21 protein-coding genes and 1 pseudogene are annotated in these 22,006 nt (G+C 37.4%); all 22 read right to left on the bottom strand.

The window, feature by feature from the left end; translation table 11 throughout:
- Window positions 1-7: 7 nt before the first annotated feature.
- The 22 genes and pseudogenes from HMPREF2634_RS03930 to HMPREF2634_RS03835 all read right to left on the bottom strand — a co-directional run bounded on the left by HMPREF2634_RS03930 (window position 8) and on the right by HMPREF2634_RS03835 (window position 21,984).
- On the bottom strand, window positions 8-1,006 hold the full coding sequence (locus tag HMPREF2634_RS03930) for an acyltransferase (RefSeq protein WP_003040757.1): 999 nt from the start codon (window positions 1,004-1,006) through the stop codon (window positions 8-10).
- 2 nt (window positions 1,007-1,008) lie between these two features.
- Window positions 1,009-2,424, bottom strand: coding sequence for a flippase (locus HMPREF2634_RS03925; RefSeq protein ID WP_021002184.1), 1,416 nt, complete (start codon window positions 2,422-2,424; stop codon window positions 1,009-1,011).
- A 51-nt stretch (window positions 2,425-2,475) separates the two neighbouring features.
- Window positions 2,476-3,642, bottom strand: coding sequence for a hypothetical protein (locus HMPREF2634_RS03920; RefSeq protein ID WP_021002185.1), 1,167 nt, complete (start codon window positions 3,640-3,642; stop codon window positions 2,476-2,478).
- Window positions 3,643-3,673: 31 nt separating this feature from the next.
- Complete coding sequence (locus HMPREF2634_RS03915; protein ID WP_003026598.1) at window positions 3,674-4,663, bottom strand: glycosyltransferase family 2 protein; 990 nt, start codon at window positions 4,661-4,663, stop codon at window positions 3,674-3,676.
- A gap of 19 nt (window positions 4,664-4,682) precedes the next feature.
- On the bottom strand, window positions 4,683-5,657 hold the full coding sequence (locus HMPREF2634_RS03910) for a glycosyltransferase (protein ID WP_003026599.1): 975 nt from the start codon (window positions 5,655-5,657) through the stop codon (window positions 4,683-4,685).
- A 24-nt stretch (window positions 5,658-5,681) separates the two neighbouring features.
- A pseudogene (locus HMPREF2634_RS03905) lies at window positions 5,682-6,282 on the bottom strand (DUF1919 domain-containing protein).
- A 1-nt stretch (window position 6,283) separates the two neighbouring features.
- Window positions 6,284-7,432: a glycosyltransferase family 4 protein gene (locus HMPREF2634_RS03900; RefSeq protein WP_003026601.1), complete on the bottom strand. Its 1,149-nt coding sequence runs from the start codon at window positions 7,430-7,432 to the stop codon at window positions 6,284-6,286.
- Window positions 7,433-7,434: 2 nt separating this feature from the next.
- Complete coding sequence (gene cps2T / locus HMPREF2634_RS03895; protein ID WP_070836330.1) at window positions 7,435-8,607, bottom strand: beta 1-4 rhamnosyltransferase Cps2T; 1,173 nt, start codon at window positions 8,605-8,607, stop codon at window positions 7,435-7,437.
- Window positions 8,608-8,637: 30 nt separating this feature from the next.
- Window positions 8,638-10,011, bottom strand: a complete 1,374-nt coding sequence (locus tag HMPREF2634_RS03890; protein ID WP_070836328.1) for a sugar transferase — start codon at window positions 10,009-10,011, stop codon at window positions 8,638-8,640.
- Window positions 10,012-10,033: 22 nt separating this feature from the next.
- Window positions 10,034-10,729 carry a tyrosine-protein kinase gene (locus HMPREF2634_RS03885; protein WP_021002189.1) on the bottom strand — a complete coding sequence of 232 codons (696 nt, stop codon included), beginning with the start codon at window positions 10,727-10,729 and terminating at the stop codon, window positions 10,034-10,036.
- Between the two features lie 12 nt (window positions 10,730-10,741).
- Window positions 10,742-11,437 carry a CspC family polysaccharide chain length determinant protein gene (locus HMPREF2634_RS03880; RefSeq protein WP_021002190.1) on the bottom strand — a complete coding sequence of 232 codons (696 nt, stop codon included), beginning with the start codon at window positions 11,435-11,437 and terminating at the stop codon, window positions 10,742-10,744.
- A gap of 8 nt (window positions 11,438-11,445) precedes the next feature.
- A complete protein-coding gene (cps4B, locus tag HMPREF2634_RS03875) occupies window positions 11,446-12,177 on the bottom strand; it encodes a capsular polysaccharide biosynthesis protein Cps4B (RefSeq protein ID WP_003026606.1) in 732 nt (243 codons plus the stop codon).
- Window positions 12,178-12,179: 2 nt separating this feature from the next.
- Window positions 12,180-13,631, bottom strand: coding sequence for an LCP family glycopolymer transferase CpsA (locus HMPREF2634_RS03870; RefSeq protein ID WP_003026608.1), 1,452 nt, complete (start codon window positions 13,629-13,631; stop codon window positions 12,180-12,182).
- A gap of 184 nt (window positions 13,632-13,815) precedes the next feature.
- A complete protein-coding gene (gene nrdG / locus HMPREF2634_RS03865; protein ID WP_003026610.1) occupies window positions 13,816-14,421 on the bottom strand; it encodes an anaerobic ribonucleoside-triphosphate reductase activating protein in 606 nt (201 codons plus the stop codon).
- Window positions 14,422-14,425: 4 nt separating this feature from the next.
- The gene (locus tag HMPREF2634_RS03860; RefSeq protein ID WP_057489835.1) at window positions 14,426-14,929 is read right to left on the bottom strand and encodes a GNAT family N-acetyltransferase; all 504 of its coding nucleotides are present in this window, start codon (window positions 14,927-14,929) and stop codon (window positions 14,426-14,428) included.
- Window positions 14,930-14,938: 9 nt separating this feature from the next.
- Window positions 14,939-15,436: a GNAT family N-acetyltransferase gene (locus HMPREF2634_RS03855; RefSeq protein ID WP_003026614.1), complete on the bottom strand. Its 498-nt coding sequence runs from the start codon at window positions 15,434-15,436 to the stop codon at window positions 14,939-14,941.
- Window positions 15,437-15,495: 59 nt separating this feature from the next.
- Window positions 15,496-15,636 (bottom strand): hypothetical protein, encoded by a 141-nt coding sequence (locus tag HMPREF2634_RS09895; protein WP_021002192.1) that lies wholly within the window; start codon window positions 15,634-15,636, stop codon window positions 15,496-15,498.
- An 8-nt stretch (window positions 15,637-15,644) separates the two neighbouring features.
- The gene (gene nrdD, locus HMPREF2634_RS03850) at window positions 15,645-17,855 is read right to left on the bottom strand and encodes an anaerobic ribonucleoside-triphosphate reductase (protein WP_003026617.1); all 2,211 of its coding nucleotides are present in this window, start codon (window positions 17,853-17,855) and stop codon (window positions 15,645-15,647) included.
- A 106-nt stretch (window positions 17,856-17,961) separates the two neighbouring features.
- On the bottom strand, window positions 17,962-19,503 hold the full coding sequence (locus HMPREF2634_RS03845; protein ID WP_057489836.1) for a hypothetical protein: 1,542 nt from the start codon (window positions 19,501-19,503) through the stop codon (window positions 17,962-17,964).
- A gap of 54 nt (window positions 19,504-19,557) precedes the next feature.
- Entirely contained in the window at window positions 19,558-19,692 is a 135-nt protein-coding gene (locus tag HMPREF2634_RS10160) for a hypothetical protein (RefSeq protein ID WP_021002194.1), read from the bottom strand.
- A 62-nt stretch (window positions 19,693-19,754) separates the two neighbouring features.
- Entirely contained in the window at window positions 19,755-21,287 is a 1,533-nt protein-coding gene (cls, locus tag HMPREF2634_RS03840; RefSeq protein ID WP_003026621.1) for a cardiolipin synthase, read from the bottom strand.
- 259 nt (window positions 21,288-21,546) lie between these two features.
- Window positions 21,547-21,984: an SP_0198 family lipoprotein gene (locus tag HMPREF2634_RS03835; protein WP_057489837.1), complete on the bottom strand. Its 438-nt coding sequence runs from the start codon at window positions 21,982-21,984 to the stop codon at window positions 21,547-21,549.
- Window positions 21,985-22,006: the final 22 nt, after the last annotated feature.

Here is a 22,006-nt window from a genome sequence, read left to right as displayed (position 1 = left end):
CTCCTTTTTATAATTTAACTATTCGATTGATATAAGGGATTTTCATTAATGTCATACTTATTAGAAAACTAATCATTAATGTGAAAACAGGGAAAAATAAGTATGCACCCACTATGTTAAACCCTATCAACTTTTGCCATATTTGCATAACATAGGTATGTATAATAAATACTCCCATCGTTTGGACTGATAACAAGTAGATCATTCTATGTTTAGAAGCATCAATGGTTAGCGTCAATAAGGTAAGAAATAGTCCTAAACTAATTACTTTTACCAAAAGAATGTCATAAAAATATTCAGCAAAAAGATTATGATAAATATTTTTTGCTATGAAAAATAATATTATCGGTGAAATCAATAACAAAAGTATGCTAACTATTTTCATCCATCCCTTAAAGATTGATTTTAAATTATCTATATTGAATTGTGCTACAAAACCACCTAAAATGTAGTAAAAGAACCAAGTCCATAATCTAAACGTTTGTATAACATAAATTTGCACTGGCATTTGAAGCAAAAAATTTATCAATTCAAAAAACAAACCAATAATTGTTAATACAGATAGAAAGTACAAATAACTTCTTTTTGAATGTAAATACTTCTTCAATATCGGCAAACATAAATAAATTAGTATCAATGAGCCAAAAAACCAAAATTGGAAGAAATAACCCTCTTGTATCAAAGAAGCCAAAATTTTTTTAATTGGATTAATTGTGAAGTCTCTTTTAAGTAACCAGATGATAACAGTCCATGACGACACTGTTATTAGAACCCATTTTATTTTATGTTGTATATAGGGATATGTTATCTTGCTTTTGCCCAATAATAAATAACCATTCACCATAAAAAACAAGGGAATTGAATAAGTACCTAAATAATATAAATAAGATGAGTAATTCCATTGCCCTGTTTCCTTAAACCCTGGCATCGTAGTGTGAAGCAAAACAACTCCGATACAAGCAATTATTTTAATCAAATCTAAGTTTATATTACGTATTTTCTTCATTTCTAATTTTTCCCTATTATTTGTTTTAATTCTTTCACATCTACTACTTTCAGAGCTAGAATAGCAAACAGGTAAATGAGGCCGCCAAGCACTGCATACACAAGAACATTTAAAGTAGGTGAAAAATGCAAGAATGGTTTTGCACATAGCAACAAGCCATACATCATAGCAGATGCGCATACAATTTTTGCCATAGACCCAAGAATCGGTACTTCCTTAAGATAAGGAAGGGTATAGTACAATTGAATGAACCATACCAGTGACTCCGTTAGAACTGATACAATAGCCGCGCCGATAAAACCAAAATGAGGCAAGAAGAGCAAATTCAACCCCACACTGACAATAGCAGGAATGGTGGTGGATAGCATAAATTCTTTGTTTTTATCATGCGGGATGAGAATTTGAATCCCCATGATATTGGTCCATCCGATAAAGAACATTCTAAAAATCATGATGGCAATGGCATAACGCGCATCCTGGAAATCCTTCCCTAGGAAGAATTGAACAAAGTCATCATTGACAATCAGCATGCCAGCAATAATCGGGAAAATGACCAAATTATAAATCAAAAAAGACATCTGGTGCATCTTGTTGACAGCCTTGTGATCTCCTGAGGACAAGAGGCTTGATACCCGAGGCAACATGACACTTCCCAGAGACGTCACCAAGGTCAACAAAATATTGACGAGTTTTAAAGCCTGGTCGTAAATCCCGACATCCTTTGTAGAGGCGAGAGCCCCCAGCATGGTCCGGTCAAGAGTAACATAGAGGGAAATGGCAATCTGCGGTAAAAAGAGCAGAATGACCGGTTTTAAATGCACCCGTGCATAGGCCATATCGAAATAGGCTTTCCCAATAAATTCGCGGGCAGGTAACCACATGCTCAGCTGACCTAACAGCTCAAAGATGGTTAGTAAGAATACATAGAGATAAAGATTATTGGCAGATTTAACGAACAAGAAGATGGAGATGACTCCGACTAGCTTAACCGTAATATTTCGCACCGTAATCTTGCGGAAGTCCTCTAAGCCCTGAAAAAGCCAGGAGATATCGAGCCCTTTTGAAACCAAACTGAGTCCCAAAATATAGGCTACAGGATTTTGCATGGATGGAAGCATCAAGCAAAACAAAGCATAAAGGAGGAGAGATACAAATGTTGCGACTAACTGGAGGGTATAGATCCCCCAAAAATTTTTTCGGATGTCTTTCCGTTGTCCTGAAATTTCCTTAGTACCGTAATTGGCCACTCCTAAAGTCGCTAAAAGGATAAAGTAGGTAACAATGGAGTTGAAATAGCCGTAAGTTCCTAAATCTTCAGAGCTAAATACCCGAGTGACATACGGGGTGGTGATAATCGGTAAAATAATCACCAGCAGCTGGTAGGAGAGATTGTAGGCGTAATTTTTTAAAACTTTCATAAGTACAATAACTTGTTTTAGCCTTCCTTTGAATTTGACGAATACTCTTCTTTATTCAATTTTTGTATCCTCATTCACAATAAATAGGCGACTGATAAATAAGATTAATGGAGAATAACGAAGAACTAACATCTGAGGATCAAACATACCATGGATAATCATAATTCCTAAGCAAGCCAGTACGATATCTTTTTGAATAGACACAAAATAACGCATCACTTTTGTCAATGCAAACAACATAAATGCACTGACAATCAAGCCATCAATAACCAATAATTGAACAAAAGAGCTATCAATAAAATTGTAATTACTAGTGAAATTTCCAAACATATCAAGAGTTGTAAAGGAAATTGGTTGCCCTAACCAAGATACCCCAAAATTTTGAAAACCATTGACACTGAGACGCAAGCGATTATGCGTAAATTGATCGACTAAGTGAAATAAATTCCCAGATGAATAAAAACAAAAATACAAGACAATCACTAAAGCTAAAATAAAACCGTACTGCACAAGTGTCTTTGTCCAGAAGTTTCCAATGATAAACTCTTTTTTAAAGATTTTAATACTCAACAAAGCATAGGTTAGTATCAAAATGCTTAAGTAAAATGGACTAGATGTCGAAGTCTGTTGATACATATAAATGGTAGACATCAACAGAGCTAACAACTCAAGGTAGGAAATCTTCTTCCCTCTAAACATAAGATAACTACATAATGCAAAGAACATACGTTGAGAAGCAAAGGAAACATAGTTAAATCCAAGACTATAACGATAACCACCATCTGCACTCATCAACATATTTGAAATAATTCCCATCTTACTAGCCAAAATAGTGACAATGAGAACTGAGAATGTCGCTAAGGAGAAGGTACCTAATAATTTCTTGAACTCTATATCCCTAGCTGAAAATACTAACAGTAAGACGTTTATATCAGGAAGACCATCACGATTTTTTGACACAATTAACATTGTCAGGGTAAATAATAAGAAAACTAATAATTCCTTCAAGTGAAATCTGAAATAATTAATTGTGTTAGGAAGGTTGATGAGTTCTTTTATCGCAATCATTACTAACGTAAAATAAAGTAATATACGATAAAGTGCCAAGAAACCGTCTAGTCTAACGAAATAAGTTGTAGTTACCAGAGATGCAAATAATACCCAAACAAAGAGTGTAAATAAATAGATTTTCTCTGAAATAAAGCGACTGCTATTCACAAGTACTTTCCATACCTTTCAATTATTCTTATTAATGCTGTAATATCATCTGCATTTTCTTGAGGTAAATCAAAATAATATAAATTCGACATTTTAACAGCATTTTTATGAGGGGATTTAATAGTGAAGAATCATTCCTAATAAAATCTGCCATATCTTTGCTTTTACAAATTTCTTTAACGAGCTTAACTTTTTTTGTAACTGGTAATTTTTGCTTAGAAATATTGTGAATATTGCTCATCAATATTCTTGCCTTTACAGTATTATCAAGATTTGAACTATCTATATGCCAATCCTTTAATAAGTTATCAACCAACTTCAACTCTTGAAGCTGATACTGAAGACGCTTAGGGTTATAGCCCGACATAGCAGAACCCTTCCTGCCGATGACATAAACATAGTAGGACTCTTGAGAAAGATAAACCCTGTTCACATTACGATAAACATTCAGATTGAAGCGCACATCTTCACCCAACTCATACTTCTCAAAAGAAATATTATTTTCAAGAAGAAACTCTCTACGATAAATTTTATTCCACACAGTATAAAGCATATCTGATAAAAATAAATCTGTAAATATCGTGATAAAATCATTTTTATCGTATAATCCACTATGAGGAAGACACTTTTTCGTACGATACTTCTCAGTTAACTCTTGCTCAAAAGAATTGTAATAACTAAATACCACTAAATCTAAGTCTGATACCAACTTATCAGCAAAGTCCGAAAAGAGATTTCCTACAAGATAATCATCGCTATCAGCGAAGTAGATGAACTCTCCCTTAGCTTTGGATAAGCCAAAATTACGGGCAGAACCAACACCGTGGTTTTCAATATGATAGACTGAAATATTATCATATTGGCTAGCATAAGTTTCACAGATATGACCACTACGATCTGTAGAACCATTATCTATCACTATAATCTCCAAGTCATCATAATTCTGAGAAATAACACTTTTTAAACAACGATCAATGTATTTCTCAACGTTATAGACTGGAATAATAACAGAGTATTTCAAATTAAACTCCCATATCATATCAGAAAATGTTTTGAATACTGAAGGCTAGTTTTAATACTTTAAGTCTAAACAGTATATATTTTAACTTATTTGGTTGGTCTTTCATTTGAGAAAGAGAAACACTATTCTTAAGTAATTCTTGTTTCACTTCATTAGTAATGTCTATATATTTTTTATCTAATTTAGATTTATATAAACTTGCCAAGATATGAGTCAAGCCATTCACATAATATAGCTGTGAAATTTGTAATTCTTCTTGATTTAATTGTGAACAAACAAAATCAGAATAAAAAACTTCTTTGTAGAACCCAAACATATCTCTAAACTTCTGCTCATTCCAAGACTGTGTGATGGAATCAGGATTATCAATTAAATAGTGATAATACTTTTGATTGGTAGCAAAGACATTCTTAGCTGAGAGGAAGAGCTTGTAATTCGTTCCCAAGTCTTCATAATATTTTCCTTTCGGAAAAGAAATATTATTATCAACAAATAAAGACTTTTTATATATTTTGTCGTTGGCAAAACCTGTGATATAACTATGCTTGAGCATTTGGACAAAAGCGTCTTTACCTTCAAAGACTTGAGTCACTACTGAATCCGAAACTATAACATCTTCTTCACCTTTGACAAACTCACGATTAAAAGAAATAATGTCAAATTCTCGAGATTCCAGCACCTCTGCTAATTCTTTAAAAGTTTGTGGTTCCAGCCAGTCATCAGAATCAGGGAAATAAACATAGTCACCCTTAGCATGTGAAATACCAGTATTGCGAGCTTCAGAAAGCCCTCCATTTTCTTTATGAATAACTGAGATAAAGTCATACGCCTTAACATAATCATCACAGATTTGAGAAGAACTATCAGTACTTCCATCATCTACAAGTAAAATATCATAATTATGCCACTCTTGGACAAGAACGCTTTCTACACAACGTTTTAAATACTTTTCAACATTATAAACTGGAATGACAACAGTTAAAAGTGGTTTCATGGATTCTTCACCTAAATTTTTATTTTATGTTAAATCTTCCCCACCCTTATTCAACCAAGTAACAGCATTAAAATATCGGTGGTAAGTCTTCAAATCGATACCAACATGCCCTTGCTTCTCGGCTGATTTAAAATGAATCAAGGAAGGTAAATCACTATAATTCTTCGAACTCTTTCATCAATTCATAAGTACAAATATCATTATCATTGAACTTAAAATACAAATTATCTCAATAAATTCTTTCCAAACGGCGTTGCCATTTTTGAGTTGCTTCTTCCTCATCTGCATAATGCAGGAAATGAAGTTCAATATCATCAAGTAGTGCTAAAGGATAGGCATTATCAAAGTCTTTGATATATTTTGATTCTTTAACAAATTTCAAGGGGATGTTCCCGCTCAAATAATGTTTTAAATTCTTGAGCATCTTGATGTAATCAGGAGAAAAGACAAACATCCCTACAAATGGAGTTGGGTAAGGCAAGCCCAATTCTTGATAAACCTTTCCAGCCCAACAATTATCACAAATAATCGTAAAATTTTTATTCTTTAGTCTTCGTCTAGGAATAAAGTTAATAATTGGATAAATAATTGGTTTTAATTTATTCTTAATTTTTTCAGTATTCATCTTAGTATTTCCTATACAACTCCGAAAAATTCCGAATATAACTTTGTAAGGAGAAGAGTTCTTTTTGGCGTTGGACAGAGGCCTTACCAAATTGCTCTCTCTTCTCGGTATTGTCAGCCAATTCTTGAATAGCTTTAGACAATTCTGCAGGCTGATTCGGTGTAGCAAGAAGACCATTTTCCCCTTCCTTGACCATCTCACAGACACCTCCATGACGATATCCCACTACAGGTTTGCCACAAGCCATAGATTCGAGGACGACTGTTGGTAATGGATCTGGATTGGTACTTGGCAAGACAAAGATATCAAACATATTATAGAGTTCTGTCGTCTTGCTATAATAGTCAATTCGCTTGATTTGTCTAGCTACTGGTGAGTCTGAAATGGTTTTTTCCAGCTCATCCACACGCCACTCTTCACCCTCAAATGCACTACCTGCCAAAAAGGCAACTGCTTTTGGATTAGCCTTCAAGATTGGAGTCACAGCTTCTAAAAAGTCGCCTTGACCTTTCCAGGCATTAACTCGTCCGATCATACCGATGACAAGCGCATCTTGTACGATACCAAACTGATCACGGACGGCGGTGGCATCCATTTCGTGATAGACGGCATTGTCAACACCATTATAGATGACTTGAACTTGGTCATTTTTTACAAAGCGAGACTGCTTGACGTGGTTGGCTACAGCATTTGAAACCGTCACAATCGTATCAGCATAACGTCCCATCAAAAAGTTGATAAAATCTGAAATTGCTTTTGGTTTGACAATAATTTCATGAACATGCCAAATCAAAGGAAGGTTCAACTTACGTTTGAGATAAATTCCCTCAAGTACTGCAGTAGTATTGTTGTGAATGAGAGTAATTCCATTTTCCTTAGCATATTCAGCGATTTGCTTTGAATAACGGTTATATGAGCCAAAATACTCAAGAATCCCCTTAGGATTAAAATATTTACGGCGCAAGATTGGATAATCGATAACTTTAACTTTAGCACCAACATTCTCCAGAGCACCCACCAAGACACCAGCATTGGGTAAAATAACGTGCGTTTCAAATTCGTCTTTATTCAAACCTTTAATAAGCTCCAACAAAACCTTGTCGGCGCCATACATTTCGGCACCAGCATGGAGATATAAAATTTTCTGCATTTCTATCCTTTAAATACTTTTTCGTAGTCTGTAACAATCTTTTCCCATGTGAAAGCTGAGAGAATTCTTCGGCTTGACTTGAAATCCAAGTCAGTTATTGCTGCCTGATCAAATCCCTCTACTTCCTCAATGACGCGTGCCAACTCGTCTTTTTTCCAATAAATAGCCCCGTCTTCACCAACCTCACGGTTAAAGCCAACATCTAGCAACAAATTCAGTTTTGTAGATGCTAGAGCTTCCAGTAGAGAAGGATTGGTCCCTCCAACCTCATGCCCATGGAAATAGGCAAAAGCATTTTCACGAATGTACTTGAGCAATTCTTGGTCATAGACAGTCCCAACAAATTTGACTCTCGGATCTTTGTCGAAGCCTGTATCCTTGAGCAACTGATCGTAAAACTTATTTTGTTCCACATTTGTAATGAGAACAAAGTCTTTTTTAGAATTAGACTTCATAAATTCACGAATCATGGTCTCATAGTTGTTTTCGGGAACGAATCGTCCCACAACTAGATAATATCCGTTTTCAGCAACACCCTTTTCCTGATACCAACTACGAACTTTTTCGTCCTCAGGTTTTAAAACAGACTTACTTGTATCTGTCCCGTAGGCGATGTAAGTCGTCTTGGGCCGATACTGTTTATAGTCTTCTCGGATATATGTTTCGATATTTTTACTATCGCAAACCAATAAGTCCGCATGCTTGACCATGAGTTGCTCTGAGTATTTCCAATACTTACGGACGGGGAAACTCCATTTTGATCGGAGCCACTCATGTCCATCAGGATTGACAAATAAACTGCCTCCGATAGCTTTAATTTTTTTCTTGAGCCCAGCGATAAAAGGCCCAATACGACAAGCTAAAATATAGAAAATAGGAGCCTCATCCCTATTTGCTTTAGCGATTTCAATCGCTCTATTTACAGCAGCAATATCATAGGCAATGGCTCTAGCTGGCCCAATATTAGGCACGTCAATATTGAAACAAATTGCCCCGTTATGCTTAAACTGGTCATCTGTGATTCCAGACTTAGCTGAATTTTCACGCATACAGGCTACATAGTACTGTATACTACTATCTTGCTGATATTCTGTTAATTTCTCAACAAAGGTTTCAAAGCCACCATACTTGGCAGGGATTCCTTTTGAGCCTATGATATAAACTGACTTCTTCATCTTTCTCCTATCAAGGAAGCGAAGTCTCACCTACTTCGCTCCATCTTTCATTAATACAACTTTGACAGCCTTTAGTAAAATTTTAATATCTGACCAGATAGTCCAATCATCAATATAGGACACATCTAGCTTTACAACATCATCAAAATTCGTGATTTCACTGCGGCCGCTGACTTGCCAGAGGCCTGTGATGCCTGGTTTGAAACTCAAACGTTTTTTCTGTTCAGGTGTGTATTTTTCATACTCATCCACAGTTGGCGGACGCGTACCAACTAAGCTCATATCACCTTTAAGAACATTCCAAAATTGTGGAAGCTCATCTAGACTGGTTTTCCGAATGAATTTTCCAATAGGTGTAATCCGTGGGTCATCATCCATTTTGAACATCCCACCACTCATGGTATTATGTGCCATCAGCTCTTTTTTGCGTTCCTCGGCATCTACGTACATAGAGCGAAATTTGTAAAATTTAAAAATCCGACCGTTTTTTCCAACACGTTCTTGAACAAAAATTGCTGGTCCGCCATCTTTACGAATCATTGGAACTAGGAAAAGCGCTGCAATTCCACATATAAGAAGTCCAAAGAGAGAACCAATGACATCCAAAACTCTTTTAGCAATGATGTGACTATAATTGTAGAAATTTGTTGAAAAAGTGACCACGCTAAAGCCAGCAATTTCTTGAAGCTTCTTCTCACCAATTTGAAAATCCAAGGCGTTAATATTCACATTAACGGTGATTCCCATATTCTCAAACTGAACAACCAAATCTTCAATAGAATAGTCATCACTCGGCAAGCTAATAAAAACTTCATCTACAACAGAGCGAGTTGCAAATTCGATGAGACATTCTTTTGGTATCGTTTGGATTGTCGGATGTTGGTAACGCGAGTTATCAAATACCGAAATAGCTACTATACATTCATTAAATGTGTGCGCTTCGGTCAATTGCTTTAAAATTCTGTCTAGACGATTGGAAACCGTAAGGATGAGTACTTTTTTACTGCTTTTTAATCTTGGATGTACTCGTGCATAATATTGCTTGATTAATAGATTAATGCAATAAACACCCAAAGCATTCAACAAGATAAAAAAGATGAGATTGCTACGGGATAATGAAAAGTTGCCTCCCAACATAAAAGAAGAAAATGTGATAATGACTGCATAAAAAGCACTGTATTTCAGTGTCTCGGTAAATTCAATTAAATAGCCACGTTGAAAAAAATGATAGTTATAATTGCTAATATAAAAAGCAACAATATGTAGCAACATTAACATCACAATATCTTTATTAGTTAGACTAAAGTTTGAAATTAAATTTATGATCATAATCACAACAAAAACTGTAATTAGTTGAATAAAAGCAATTCCTGTTTTTTGCAACTCATTTCTATTTTCAAACATCCCTACTCCTAAATGCTAATCTCTACTTTTTCTTTCCGTAATTTCCGTAATTGCCATAATTTCCGTAGGAGCCATATTTTTCTAACTGTATATCATATTTATTTAGAATAACTCCCAAAAATGGCGTTCCGGTTTGTTCTAATTGTTCTTTTGCCTTTTGCAATGTTTTCCGTTTTACATTTCCTGACTCAACGATTAAAACGCTAGCATCACATTTTTGAGTAATGATAGCCGCATCAATGACCAGTCCAATCGGTGGTGTATCAACAACGATATAATCATAATGGTTTCTGAGAATATCAATCATGATACCAAAGTTTTTACTTTGCAATAAAGCTGTTGGATTGGGTGAGACTTGTCCAGCTTCAATCACAAATAGATTGTCAATATTTGTTTCGCATAAACCGTTTGACAAATCTGTCGCACCAGCTAGATAATCTGTCAGACCTGTGATTTTATCACGCGTTTTAAAAATCCCTGACATGACAGAGTTACGAATATCTGCGTCAATTAGTAAAGTATTATATCCTGAACGTGCAAAAGCAATGGCTAGATTTGTAGAAGTCGTTGACTTCCCTTCTCCGGACTGTACAGAAGTGACAGCAATGACCTTAATATTATCCCCACTAAGCTGAATATTAGTTCTTAAGGCATTGTAGTATTCTTCTGTTTTCTTTATCGTTTTTTCTTTATTTTTAGCTAATTCTAAACTCGGCATTATTTTCCCCTCTTATAGTTTATTCATATTTGGCACAACTCCAAGAAGAGTAATTCCCAGCGCTTCTTCCACATCTTCTGGCTTTTTCACTCGGTCATCTAACACTTCAACGACAAGAATCACAACTGAGATTAAAACCCCTCCTGCAAGAAAACCAATCAAGGTATTGCGTCTAATATTTGGTGAAGAAGGGGAATTTGGTACTTCTGCTTCTTCTAACGTTGTTACATCGGATACTTTGGTAACAGCAATAATTTTTTCAGCTGCAATTTGACGCAAACTATTAGCAATACGCGCAGCTTCTTTGGCATCCCCATCTGAAACAGCAATAGACACAATACGCGTATCCGTTGGGACAGTGACATTGATTTTTTTAGCTAATGCGCTTGGTTGTACATTTAACTTCAAGTCATCAATCACTTTTGCTAACACATCTTGAGATAAAATAATTTCTTTGTAGTCTTTTACCAAGTATGTCCCAGCTTGAAGGTCTTGATTGGTAAGAGTGGAATTTTCATTGGCTTGTCGATTTACAACGTAAATACGAGTTGCACTAGTATAATTCGGCTTTATAATAAAGGTACTATAGCCTAAAGCAACAATAGCCATTGCAAAAGCAGTCACAATGATGAGAAATTTTCGTCTCCAGAGGGTCTTAACTAATGATAGAACATCAATTTCCACCGTCTGATTATCTTGATTTTTCATTTCTTCTCCTAAATTAATTCGTCTTTTAATAATATTTCTTGATTTTCGCGAAATAGTGCATTAGCATATGCTTTGCCGTACTTTTTAGAGATGATTTGGTAGGCTTCCTGCATATAAGGAGGACGTGGACCTAAATTGTGCATATCACTCGCCACAAAGTGCACTAAATCCTGCTCCATAAAGAATTGTGCCCGCTTCTTCATGAATTTATACTTTTCACCAAATAACTTTGGCTTGAGGACGCTAGAGCTGTTGATTTGCATATAACAACCCATGTTAATCAAATCCTGCACTTTTTTCGTTTCATTCTCCAAGCAATGATAACGCTCAATATGAGCTACAACTGGTGTAATTCCTAAACGGAGCACATTGTTTAAAGCGCTGTGGATTTCCCTATATGGTGTCGTCATACTAAATTCAATTAAAGCATAACTCGTTCCGCCTAAAGTTGGGATGATTTTCTTATCGAGTTTTTCTAAAATATCGCTGGTATAATAAATTTCAGCCCCATACAAAATAGTGAGATCATCTGCTACTTCTTTAGCGATTTGCTGAACTTCATGAAAGTTTGCTGCGATTTTTTCTTCAGGTGTTTCAAACATCCCTTTTCTACGATGAGACGTTGAAACAATCGTTCGAACTCCTTGACGATAACTCTCTGTCAAAAGCTCTCGTGTGTCCTGACGTGTCTTGGGACCGTCATCCACATCAAACACAATATGCGAATGAATATCGATCAATCTTATTTCCCTTCCATCACTTTCTGAATTGCCGCTTTGGCTGCATTCAAGCTATCTTGATTTAACTCCATCATGTAAAGATTGGCATCCGGCATGGCATAAGACGGAAGGTCCGTCCGACCTTCTCCTGTAACTGCCTGAGAAGTCACGGTATAACTACCACCAGATTCCAGTTGCGTGTTGATTAGACTCATCATGGTTTCAAGACTCATATTGGTTTGAACTGAATCTTGTAGTCCTGAAATAATAGCATTGTAATTCTTCAAAGCACTTGTTGAAGTCAATTTTTTAATAATAGCCGCAATGACCTTTTCTTGGTTTTTACCACGGTCATTATCGCCACCACTCAATGAATAGCGTTCTCGCACAAAGCCTAGAGCCTGCTCAGAATTTAGATGAACATCTCCTACACCAAAATGATAATTACCGTGTAAGCTTGTAAACTCTTGATCATTATAAACGTCAATACCACCTAGCAAATCCACGAGTTTAAGGAAAGAAGTGAAATTGAGACGAACATAATAATTCGTTTTGATGCCGTAGAGATTTTCCAACGTGTGAATGGACGCCTCCACGCCATAAATACCAGCATGCGTTAATTTATCATTTTGATTGTTACCACCATCAGCAATCGGCACATAGGCATCACGCGGTGTTGTTGTCAACAACACTTTCTTCGTCTTGCGATTCACCGTCATGATAATATTCACATCAGAGCGAGAAACAGACGAAACGGGGCCATAAGTATCAATACCACTGACATAGATGTTAAAGACATCGTTATTAGTAGCTGGTGACTGAGCGTTTCCAATCTTTTTACTAATCTTGTAAGTATAGATTTTCTTAATTTTTGAAGCGTAGTCTGGATATTCGTTTTCGATAACACTTTCAAAGACGCTATTTAGCACCATAGCCTTCGCTTCACCGCTCATCAAAGACTTATAGGCTGCCAGATAAGAAGATGACTGGTCAACCGTCAGGTTCACTTTTTTAGTTTGCGCTAGGTTATTTGTCAATGCCTTGATATTATTTGCATCATTTGCCGTTGGTGCTAGAACATTTTTCACTTGGCTAATATCTTTAATGTCGCTATTTGCCGGTACCACCACACTCATTTCATATTCAGAATAGTTGGATGTTGCATTTAGACCATTAGACAAATCCAGTACTTCTTTAATGGCATACATCGCACCTGAACTAACTAAAATAGCCAAAATGAGAATAATAGTCGTTGTGACACGCCCTTTATTTTTAAAAATTAAAAAGCCAGTCACTAGTGCTACGGCTACTAGCAAGATTGATAGTAAAACATTCAAGTACCGAAATGCTAGAATGTTATACCGAAACATTGAAAAAATCAACAATGCTGCTAACAATACAAAGATGACTAGCAAAGCAACATTTAAGATCCGATTGCTTTTCTTCTTAGAAGAGCGCGATCTTTTTTGGACCATTTGAAACTCCTATGCAAAAATATTCATTTTATTATCCCTATTATAGCATAAAATAACTAAATGTTAAACGTTCTTTAAAAATTCTTAAAACTTTCATCTATAAATACGTTTTCAATGCAATCTTTCGCCATTACATTTTAAACAACAAAAAAGCAGGAACATTCAGTCCTGCCTTGGTTCAAATTTATTCTGTTTTATCTCGATTAACTTGTTCAAAACTTTCTGTGCCATCATTCAGTCTATCCCAAATGATCACTTTCCCAGCTTTGAGAGACTTTTGCACATCAATGATTCGTTGGTTAGAAGAACCGCGAAATTGCAACATGAGATTTTTCTTGGCTTTGTCAAACCGTCCATCGACCAGGATGTCAATAAGACTCAGCAGTTCCAGCTTATCGGGTGTTTCCAACATCATTTCTTCCCATGTGTAGCCCGTCCAAGACCAAATATCTTTATTTGGCAATTCCTTACGAATCCGCTTAACCAAGGGAATGAGAATACCTGTATTGAGAAAAGGCTCTCCGCCAAGCAAAGTCAACCCTTGAACATAGGGCTCTGCTAGATCTTTCATAATTTGCTCTTCCAGCTCATGCGTATAAGGAATCCCTGCATTGAAAGACCAAGTTGCTACATTGTAACAGCCCTCACAATGAAACATGCAGCCGCTGACATAGAGGGAATTACGCACTCCTTCGCCATCTACAAAATTAAAAGCTTTGTAATCAATAATGCGCCCCTTGCTTAACTCTTCACTTTTCCACTCACCTGGTTTCGGTGTATTCCATGTCATTTTTCTACCCCAACTCTATCCAATAACGCTCTTTCCCAGCTCGTACATCTTCCAACACTCCACCATTGGCCAAAATCACTGCTCGACTAGCAGCATTATCCATATCGCAAGTAATCAGAACGGGAGAGAGCGCTAATTTTTTGGCTTCAAGTAAAGCCAAGGCTAATTGTTGTTTACCATACCCTTTCCCCCGCTCACTAGGCCGAATGCCATAGCCAATATGCCCGCCCAACTCTAAGTAAAAATCATTTAGTGTCATACGAAGCCCTAAAAAACCTAATGCACGATCATCTGCAAAGGAAGCAAACAAAATAGCTGGAACACGCCCTTCTTTCAAATTCAGTCCTGCCTCTTGATCACGATTGATTTGCAACCAATCTTCGTAATTTTCTGCACATGCCCAAGTGCTTTCTACACCGCCATTCATGAGAAGCCCCTGCTCTTTGTATTCTGCAATCATTTCAAGTATCGCTTCTTTATCTGCCAATTCTGGTCTTCGTAATTCCATAAATTACTCCTAATTCAAATCTATCCAATAGCGTTCGGTGCCCTGTCGGATGTCTTCTAATATGCCCCCGTTTTTTAAAATAACTGCCCTACTAGCAGAATTGTCCTCCGCACAAGTAACTAGCACTCGGTGGATATTCTTTGAAGCAGCGACAAGAAGCCCTTCTTTCAACATAGCGGTCGCATAGCCCTTCCCCTGCATAGTTGGACGAACGCTATAACCAATATGACCGCCATGTCCGCGTAAATGTTCATTCAGACGCAAGCGTAAATTTAGAAAGCCAACAGCCTGTCCTTTATCAAAGGCAACAAACTGTATAGCCGGCACCCATGTATTAGGAATATTGAGACCCATTTCCGCATCTTGGTTTCCAGCAATCCAATCTTCATAAACGAAATTTTCCTTGTCCCAAAAACCGCCATCGTGTGCAGCATTCGACCTTTCAAATTCTAGTATGAGGTCTATCACCGCCTCTTTATCTTCTAATCCTGGTCGTCTTAATTCCATTTTTCTCACCTTGATAGAAAGAGAGTGAGACTAGCTTCATGCAAACCTCACTCTTTCTCCTATTTTTTCTTTGTTTTTTGTAAGAATTGTTCTCGCAAATTTGCAACAAGATCTTTTTTATTGACTCCGCCTTTGGAATGCTTTTCATGATAGCGTGTCACTTGTGCTTTTCCTTTATCGTCTAATTGATATTTTCCCATGAAAGTTCCTACTTTTCTACATGATGTCCTTCAAATTTAATCGTTGAGCCATTCATATGTTTAACACGAGCTGAAATTTCCTTGTGGCGCCCATTCACCATTGGACGAGCTTGAGGGTTACCAAGATAACCACAAGTCCGCTTGACAACATCAACTGTCTTTGGATCGCTATTGCCACAGTTTGGACAAGTAAATCCGCGCTCTGTTGGTGTGAAATCCCCTTCAAAATCGCACTTGTAGCAATGGTCAATCGGAGTATTGGTTCCCAGATAGCCCACACGATCGTAAGCATAGTCCCAGACTGATTCAAGCGCCTTTGGATTCTGTTGTAGAACAGGATATTCACAGTAGTGGATAAAGCCGCCTGACGCACCCGCCGCTGGATAATCTTTTTCAAAATCTAATTTTTCAAACGGTGTCGGATTTTTACGGACATCATAGTGGAAACTATTCGTATAGTATTCCTTATCTGTAATATCTTTTACCAGACCAAATTTTTCTGTATCCAGACGACAGAAGCGATCGGTCAGACTTTCAGACGGTGTGGAGTAAACTGAGAAGTGATAATCATATTGGTCAGACCACTCTTCGACACGGCGTTTCATTTCACGAACAATGTCTACTGTAAATTTCTTAGCTTCTGGATTGTGTTCCCATTCACCACCATAAAAGACAGTCGCTACTTCATACAGACCGATATAGCCAAGAGAAACCGTTGCTCTGCGATGTTTAAAGAGTTGATCTACCTTGTCATATTTACCAAGACGTTGCCCAAAAGCGCCATATTGATAAAGGATAGGAGCATTAGCTGGCGTCGCTTCTTTTGTACGTTCCACACGATAGACAAGGGCATCTTCAGCAATGTTCATCCGTTCATTGAAGATTTCCCAGAATTTATCCATATTACCTTCAGATTCGAGGGCAATTCTTGGAAGGTTGACAGTTACAACCCCAAGATTCATACGACCAGAATTGACTTCTTGACCATTTTCATCTTTCCAACCTTGTAAGAAAGAACGGCAACCCATTGGAACTTTGAAAGAACCCGTTAATTCCACAATCTTGTCGTAAGACAAGACATCCGGATACATCCGCTTCGTAGCGCATTCCAAGGCCAACTGCTTAATGTCGTAGTTTGGACTACCGGGTTCTAAATTCAATCCACGCTTCAGCGTGAAAATCAATTTAGGGAAGATGGCTGTACGGTGCTCAGAGCCAAGACCTTTGATGCGGATTTGAAGAATAGCTTTTTGAATTTCACGCTCAAAACGATTGGTTCCAAGCCCAAAGCCAAGTGAGGTAAATGGCGTTTGTCCATTTGATGTAAACAAGGTATTGATTTCATACTCCAAAGATTGCATGGCATCATAAATGTCTTTTTTAGTCTTTGTCCAGGCAAACTCTTCTTGCTTTTCAGGAAGCACCCATTCACGCGCATCCTTCAAATGTTTTTCATAATTTTTTTCAGCATAAGGCGCCAAAACTTCATCAATTCGGTCAGCAGAGCAACCACCATATTGGCTAGATGCAACATTGGCAATGATTTGAGAGATTTGCGCAGTCGCAGTTTGAATCGACTTTGGACTTTCGACTTCAGCATTTCCAATCTTAAAGCCATTTGCCAACATGCCCTTAAAATCAATCAAACAGCAATTCGTCATCGGTGTATAAGGACTGTAATCCAAATCGTGATAGTGGATGTCTCCTTTTTGATGTGCATTTGCCACATGTGGTGGCAGCATTTGCAAACCAATCGATTTCCCAACAATTCCCGCCGTCAAATCACGCTGGGTGTTGAAAACATCGCTATCTTTATTGGCGTTTTCATTGACAACTGCTTGGTCTTTGTTAAGCAATTTTCCGATTGTAAAGTTAATATCTGTTGCTTTTGAGCGCGCAAAATCACGTTGTGTGCGGTAAGTAATATAACTTTCTGCAATGGCGTATTCATTGGCATTCAGTAATTCGTGTTCCACGATATTTTGAATTTCATAGATTTTAACGCCCGCAGGAAAACGTGAAATCACTTCTGCTACGATTTTATTGGTAATACCTTCAAGTTTTGCTTCTAACAACGGAGTCATCGTCGTTACTTCTTGGCTAGCCTTGACAAGAGCTTTGTAGATCTTGTCTGCGTCAAACGCCACACGACGACCGTCACGCTTTTCTACATAAATATCAGCAAATCCTTGTACTGTTTCTTCTTTTAATGCAATCATGAGCTCCTCCATTCGTATAAAACATATTATATCACTCCAATAAAAAAATTCAATATCTTGTGGTGAAAAACTTTAAATTTTATTTTAAACACAAGATATTGATTTGTTATTTCAACTTATAGAGCTTGAAATGATTGAGTTTTAGGTCTGTCTGCTGATAATTTTCTTTTAATTGTTTTTTGATATCTTGCAGAAGAGGTACTTGATTGTTGACCAAAATATAAGTTGGTATCGTTTCTTTCAAGCTATTCACTAGGGACATTTGATTTTCATCTGTTCCTTGGTACAAGCTAGGGGTTAAAATCGGTACCGCAGATAGGCGCCCACTCGCTTGGTAGAGAGCTGCCGTTGTGTCCCAAGCATAGATTTTATCAGTATTCTTTGATTTGCTCTTGATATAATTTGCCGCAGAAATACGCTCACTTGTTTCGCCTGTCGATAAAACATACTGATTGACAAACGGAGAACCAATTAAGTAAATCATGGCTAGAAGCGGTAAAAAAGCATTCTTTGTGATATAAGTTCCGAAAGCAGACGAAGATTTTTGAACTCTACTGTGCCTTCCACCTCTATGGAATGACTGTTTCCCAAGCCATATACTGACTAGAACCATAAAAAATGGCAAAATCGGCAACAGTTGATAAGCTCCCCGATCTGGCAAAAAGAAAACAAACACAACAAGAAAGAGAGAGGCTAAAAAACTAAAGAGTTGTAGAAATTGTTCTAAAGAATTCGTTGGCAATGAAAAACTTCTCACCCAAGTCACAACTACGCCAAGCCCAATAATGAGCCCACCATAAAGCAAACCATTGTACAATAAATGCTGTCCTGAAAAATGCAAGCTATCCCAAGGATAAAGAATCTGACTAACGGCGAGCCCAAAACTGCCATTCAAAACCGTATAATAACCTAGCGGATAAAATACAAGCGAGAATCCTACCAAAATGGCAAATAATTGATACAGACCGTGCGCTTTTTTCTTTGCCCAAATATTATAAACTAGCAGAGCAAGGAAAGTCACCAAATAAAATACAAGGCTCGTCACCGGATCAATCATAAACATCAGCGCACCAAGTGCTCCAAAGCCAATAAAACCTCTGTCGCTTGCTTCTCCTGTCACATAACGCATCAGAAAGTACAGCGACCCAAAGACAAATGGGAAAGCAAAAATACTAGAGTATAAGCCGCCCCAGCCTAAAGCGAGCGTCAAACAATAGAATAAAGAAAGGATTTTGATAGAAGTGTTTTTTACAGCTGTTAATTGATATACGATTTTAAACAGATAAATTCCTGCAACAAACAAAGCCAAGCATTGCATTGCCGCAAAGAAAATATTGCCCATGAAGAGACTACCCGCCCAATTAGCTAGATAATAAAGCAGACCACTCGTTCCATAAATATTTCCATAAATAACCTGCCCTTGCGCCATTGCCCAACCTGCATATAAATTTTGAGATTGCAGATTAGTAGCAAGGTTGGTCAAAAATGGATTGGCAACACTTAAAACGCTCAATAATAAGCTCCACAAAAATAAAACGACAAAAGGAGTCGACATTGGCTCTATAAAAACCGATTTTTTTTCGTTCTCTTCGTGAAGCGTCTCTACTACTGTCTCTTTCATCTCTTGTTCAGGCATTGTATCGTACATAAAGATTCTCCTTGATATCAGTCTTATCTAGTATATCAAAATCTTCCCTATCTGTCAGCTTGATTCTGACAGGTTCTGCATCTTTTGCAAAAGTAAAGTGTAGTATTCCAATTCTCGAAAACGATGATAACTTACAGCCGCATACTCTTTCAAAAATTCCTTTTCTTCACTTGTTAAATCGATAACCATTCTGCCTCCTTTTACTAGATTATTCGTAAAAAAGAAAAATTCCTCTTATTGCAAGAAGAATTTTATAGCATCGGTGCAAATAATTCGACAATTTCTTTAATCAAGCGTTGATACCAGGTATTTTTAATGGTATCTTCATGTATTTCTTGTGAGGTTTCAAACAATTCCTCAAAATCTCGCTTCAAGTCAAACATAGAAGGCGTTTTATACATCAAAACAGCATTTTCATAGTGATGAACTAAGCTGCGGTAATCAAAATTGATTGTTCCGACAACACCAAAATCATCATCAGCCACTACATGCTTACTGTGAATAAAGCCCGGTGTATACTCATAAATCCGAACCCCAGCCGCCATTAAATCAGGATAAGCTCCTCGCGTAATAAGCTGAATGATTTTTTTATCCGGAATATAAGGTGTCACAATGCGGACATCTACCCCCCGCATAGCAGCATTTTTGATGTCTTCCGTCAAATCATAATCAATGATTAAATACGGCGTGGCAATATACACATAATCTGTCGCCTGGCTGATTATATTTTGATAGACATTTTTACCCACTTGAGCTTTATACATGGGCTTCGGGCCGCTTCCATACGGAATATAGAGCCCTGACGCATCTACAGCTTTGTTGTCCAAATGATAGCGATCGAAATCACTGATTTTCCCACGGTTGATATACCAGTTCATCAGAAACAGCCGTGTCAAGGCTTTTACAGCGCGCCCGTTCAGACGAATCCCACCGTCTTTCCAGTGACCAAATCGCTCGATGTGATTGATATATTCATCTGCCAGATTGATGCCACCAGTATAGCCAATCTGCCCGTCAACGACGAGAATTTTACGATGATCTCGATTATTATAAGCCACCGTCATCCGCGGAATCACTTTGTTAAACTTATGAGCGTCAATCCCCATAGCCTGCAATCGGCTAGTATAATCTCCCGGAAGAGTTGCCATACAGCCAATGTCATCATAGAGCATTTTCACTTCCACACCTTGGGCTGCCTTTTCACGCAGAATATCCAAAATACTATTCCACATGATACCTTCTTCCACAATGTAATATTCTAAAAAAATAAATTTTTCTGCTTTGCGTAAATCTTCCAGCATTTTCTGGAACATCTCTTCTCCCAAAGGGAAAAATTGCGATTCCGTGCCGTCGTAAACATCCGCATTATGATCCATGCTGAGAAGCGACTTAATAATCCCGTAAGCTGATTTATCTGTCTTTTTCAAGTCTAACCGCAACTCATAGCTATTGTCCTCACGAAATTTCATCTGATCCATATTTTTCAACTGTTTCAGCTCACTTCTGGACAATCGGCGCTCACCAAACATCAAATAAAGCAAGGGACCAATGACTGGAACAAACGCTACCAAGAGCCAAGTTACTTTGCTTTCTGGTGTCATTGAGCGATTGACAATCGCTAAAATCGTTGCCAGACTGAATAAAATCACAAAGACAATCCATAAAGTAGGTGTCCAGCGACCAAGCCAAAAGAAAAACCAAAAAATGAGTGCAAGTTCTAGTACCATGATAATAATACTGAAACCATATTTTGACATCAATAGCTGAAATTTCCTAAGATTCATTTTCTCTCCCTGTTTTTACTTAGTACTAGTATAACGGGGATTTCCTAATAAATCAAGCCAGAATCACTCATTATTCGATATTCAAAGTATTTTTTCATTAGAGCAAAAAAGAGTAAAAGAAAAGTTGTGGTTCGTAACCATCAACTTTTCCTCACTCCCTTATTCTAAGTGCTAACTGACATATTGCCTGTTCCCTTTTCACTCCCGCATGCTTCAACAATCTGGAGAGTGGCTAAAATTTGCTCCAGTCCCAGACAGGCTATTGCTTCGTTAAAACGACTGTATCATTTTCTCCATTTTCTTGCTCAATATCCTCAATCGTTAACCGTTTGCCATCAATCATATAACGCTCAATGTCATCACCAATCGTCATTCGCTGATTTGTCGGATCAATGCTCACCTGTTTTACTTTCTCTTTACCGTTTGGCTCTTTTTCTGTCCACGTACCACTATTTCCTTTGATAACCAAAGTAATCTCATCTTCTTCGTCCATACCTTTATAAGTACCGTCTAATTTTTCTGACGAATTTTCTGCAATAGTTGGCGAATCACTACTCTCACTTGAGACTGTAGTTGATTGGCTGCTTGAGACAGATTGAGAGGACGGTGAAGTTTGGTTAGACTTGGTACACGATGTCAAAATGATAAGTCCTATCAGAAAAAATGCGACGTAGCTGAATTTCTTTAATTGTGCCATTTTTATCCTCCTTTACTTACAT

Source organism: Streptococcus sp. HMSC034B03 (assembly GCF_001838575.1).
Lineage (GTDB): Bacteria > Bacillota > Bacilli > Lactobacillales > Streptococcaceae > Streptococcus > Streptococcus anginosus.
This window is presented reverse-complemented; position numbering and strand designations above follow the sequence as displayed.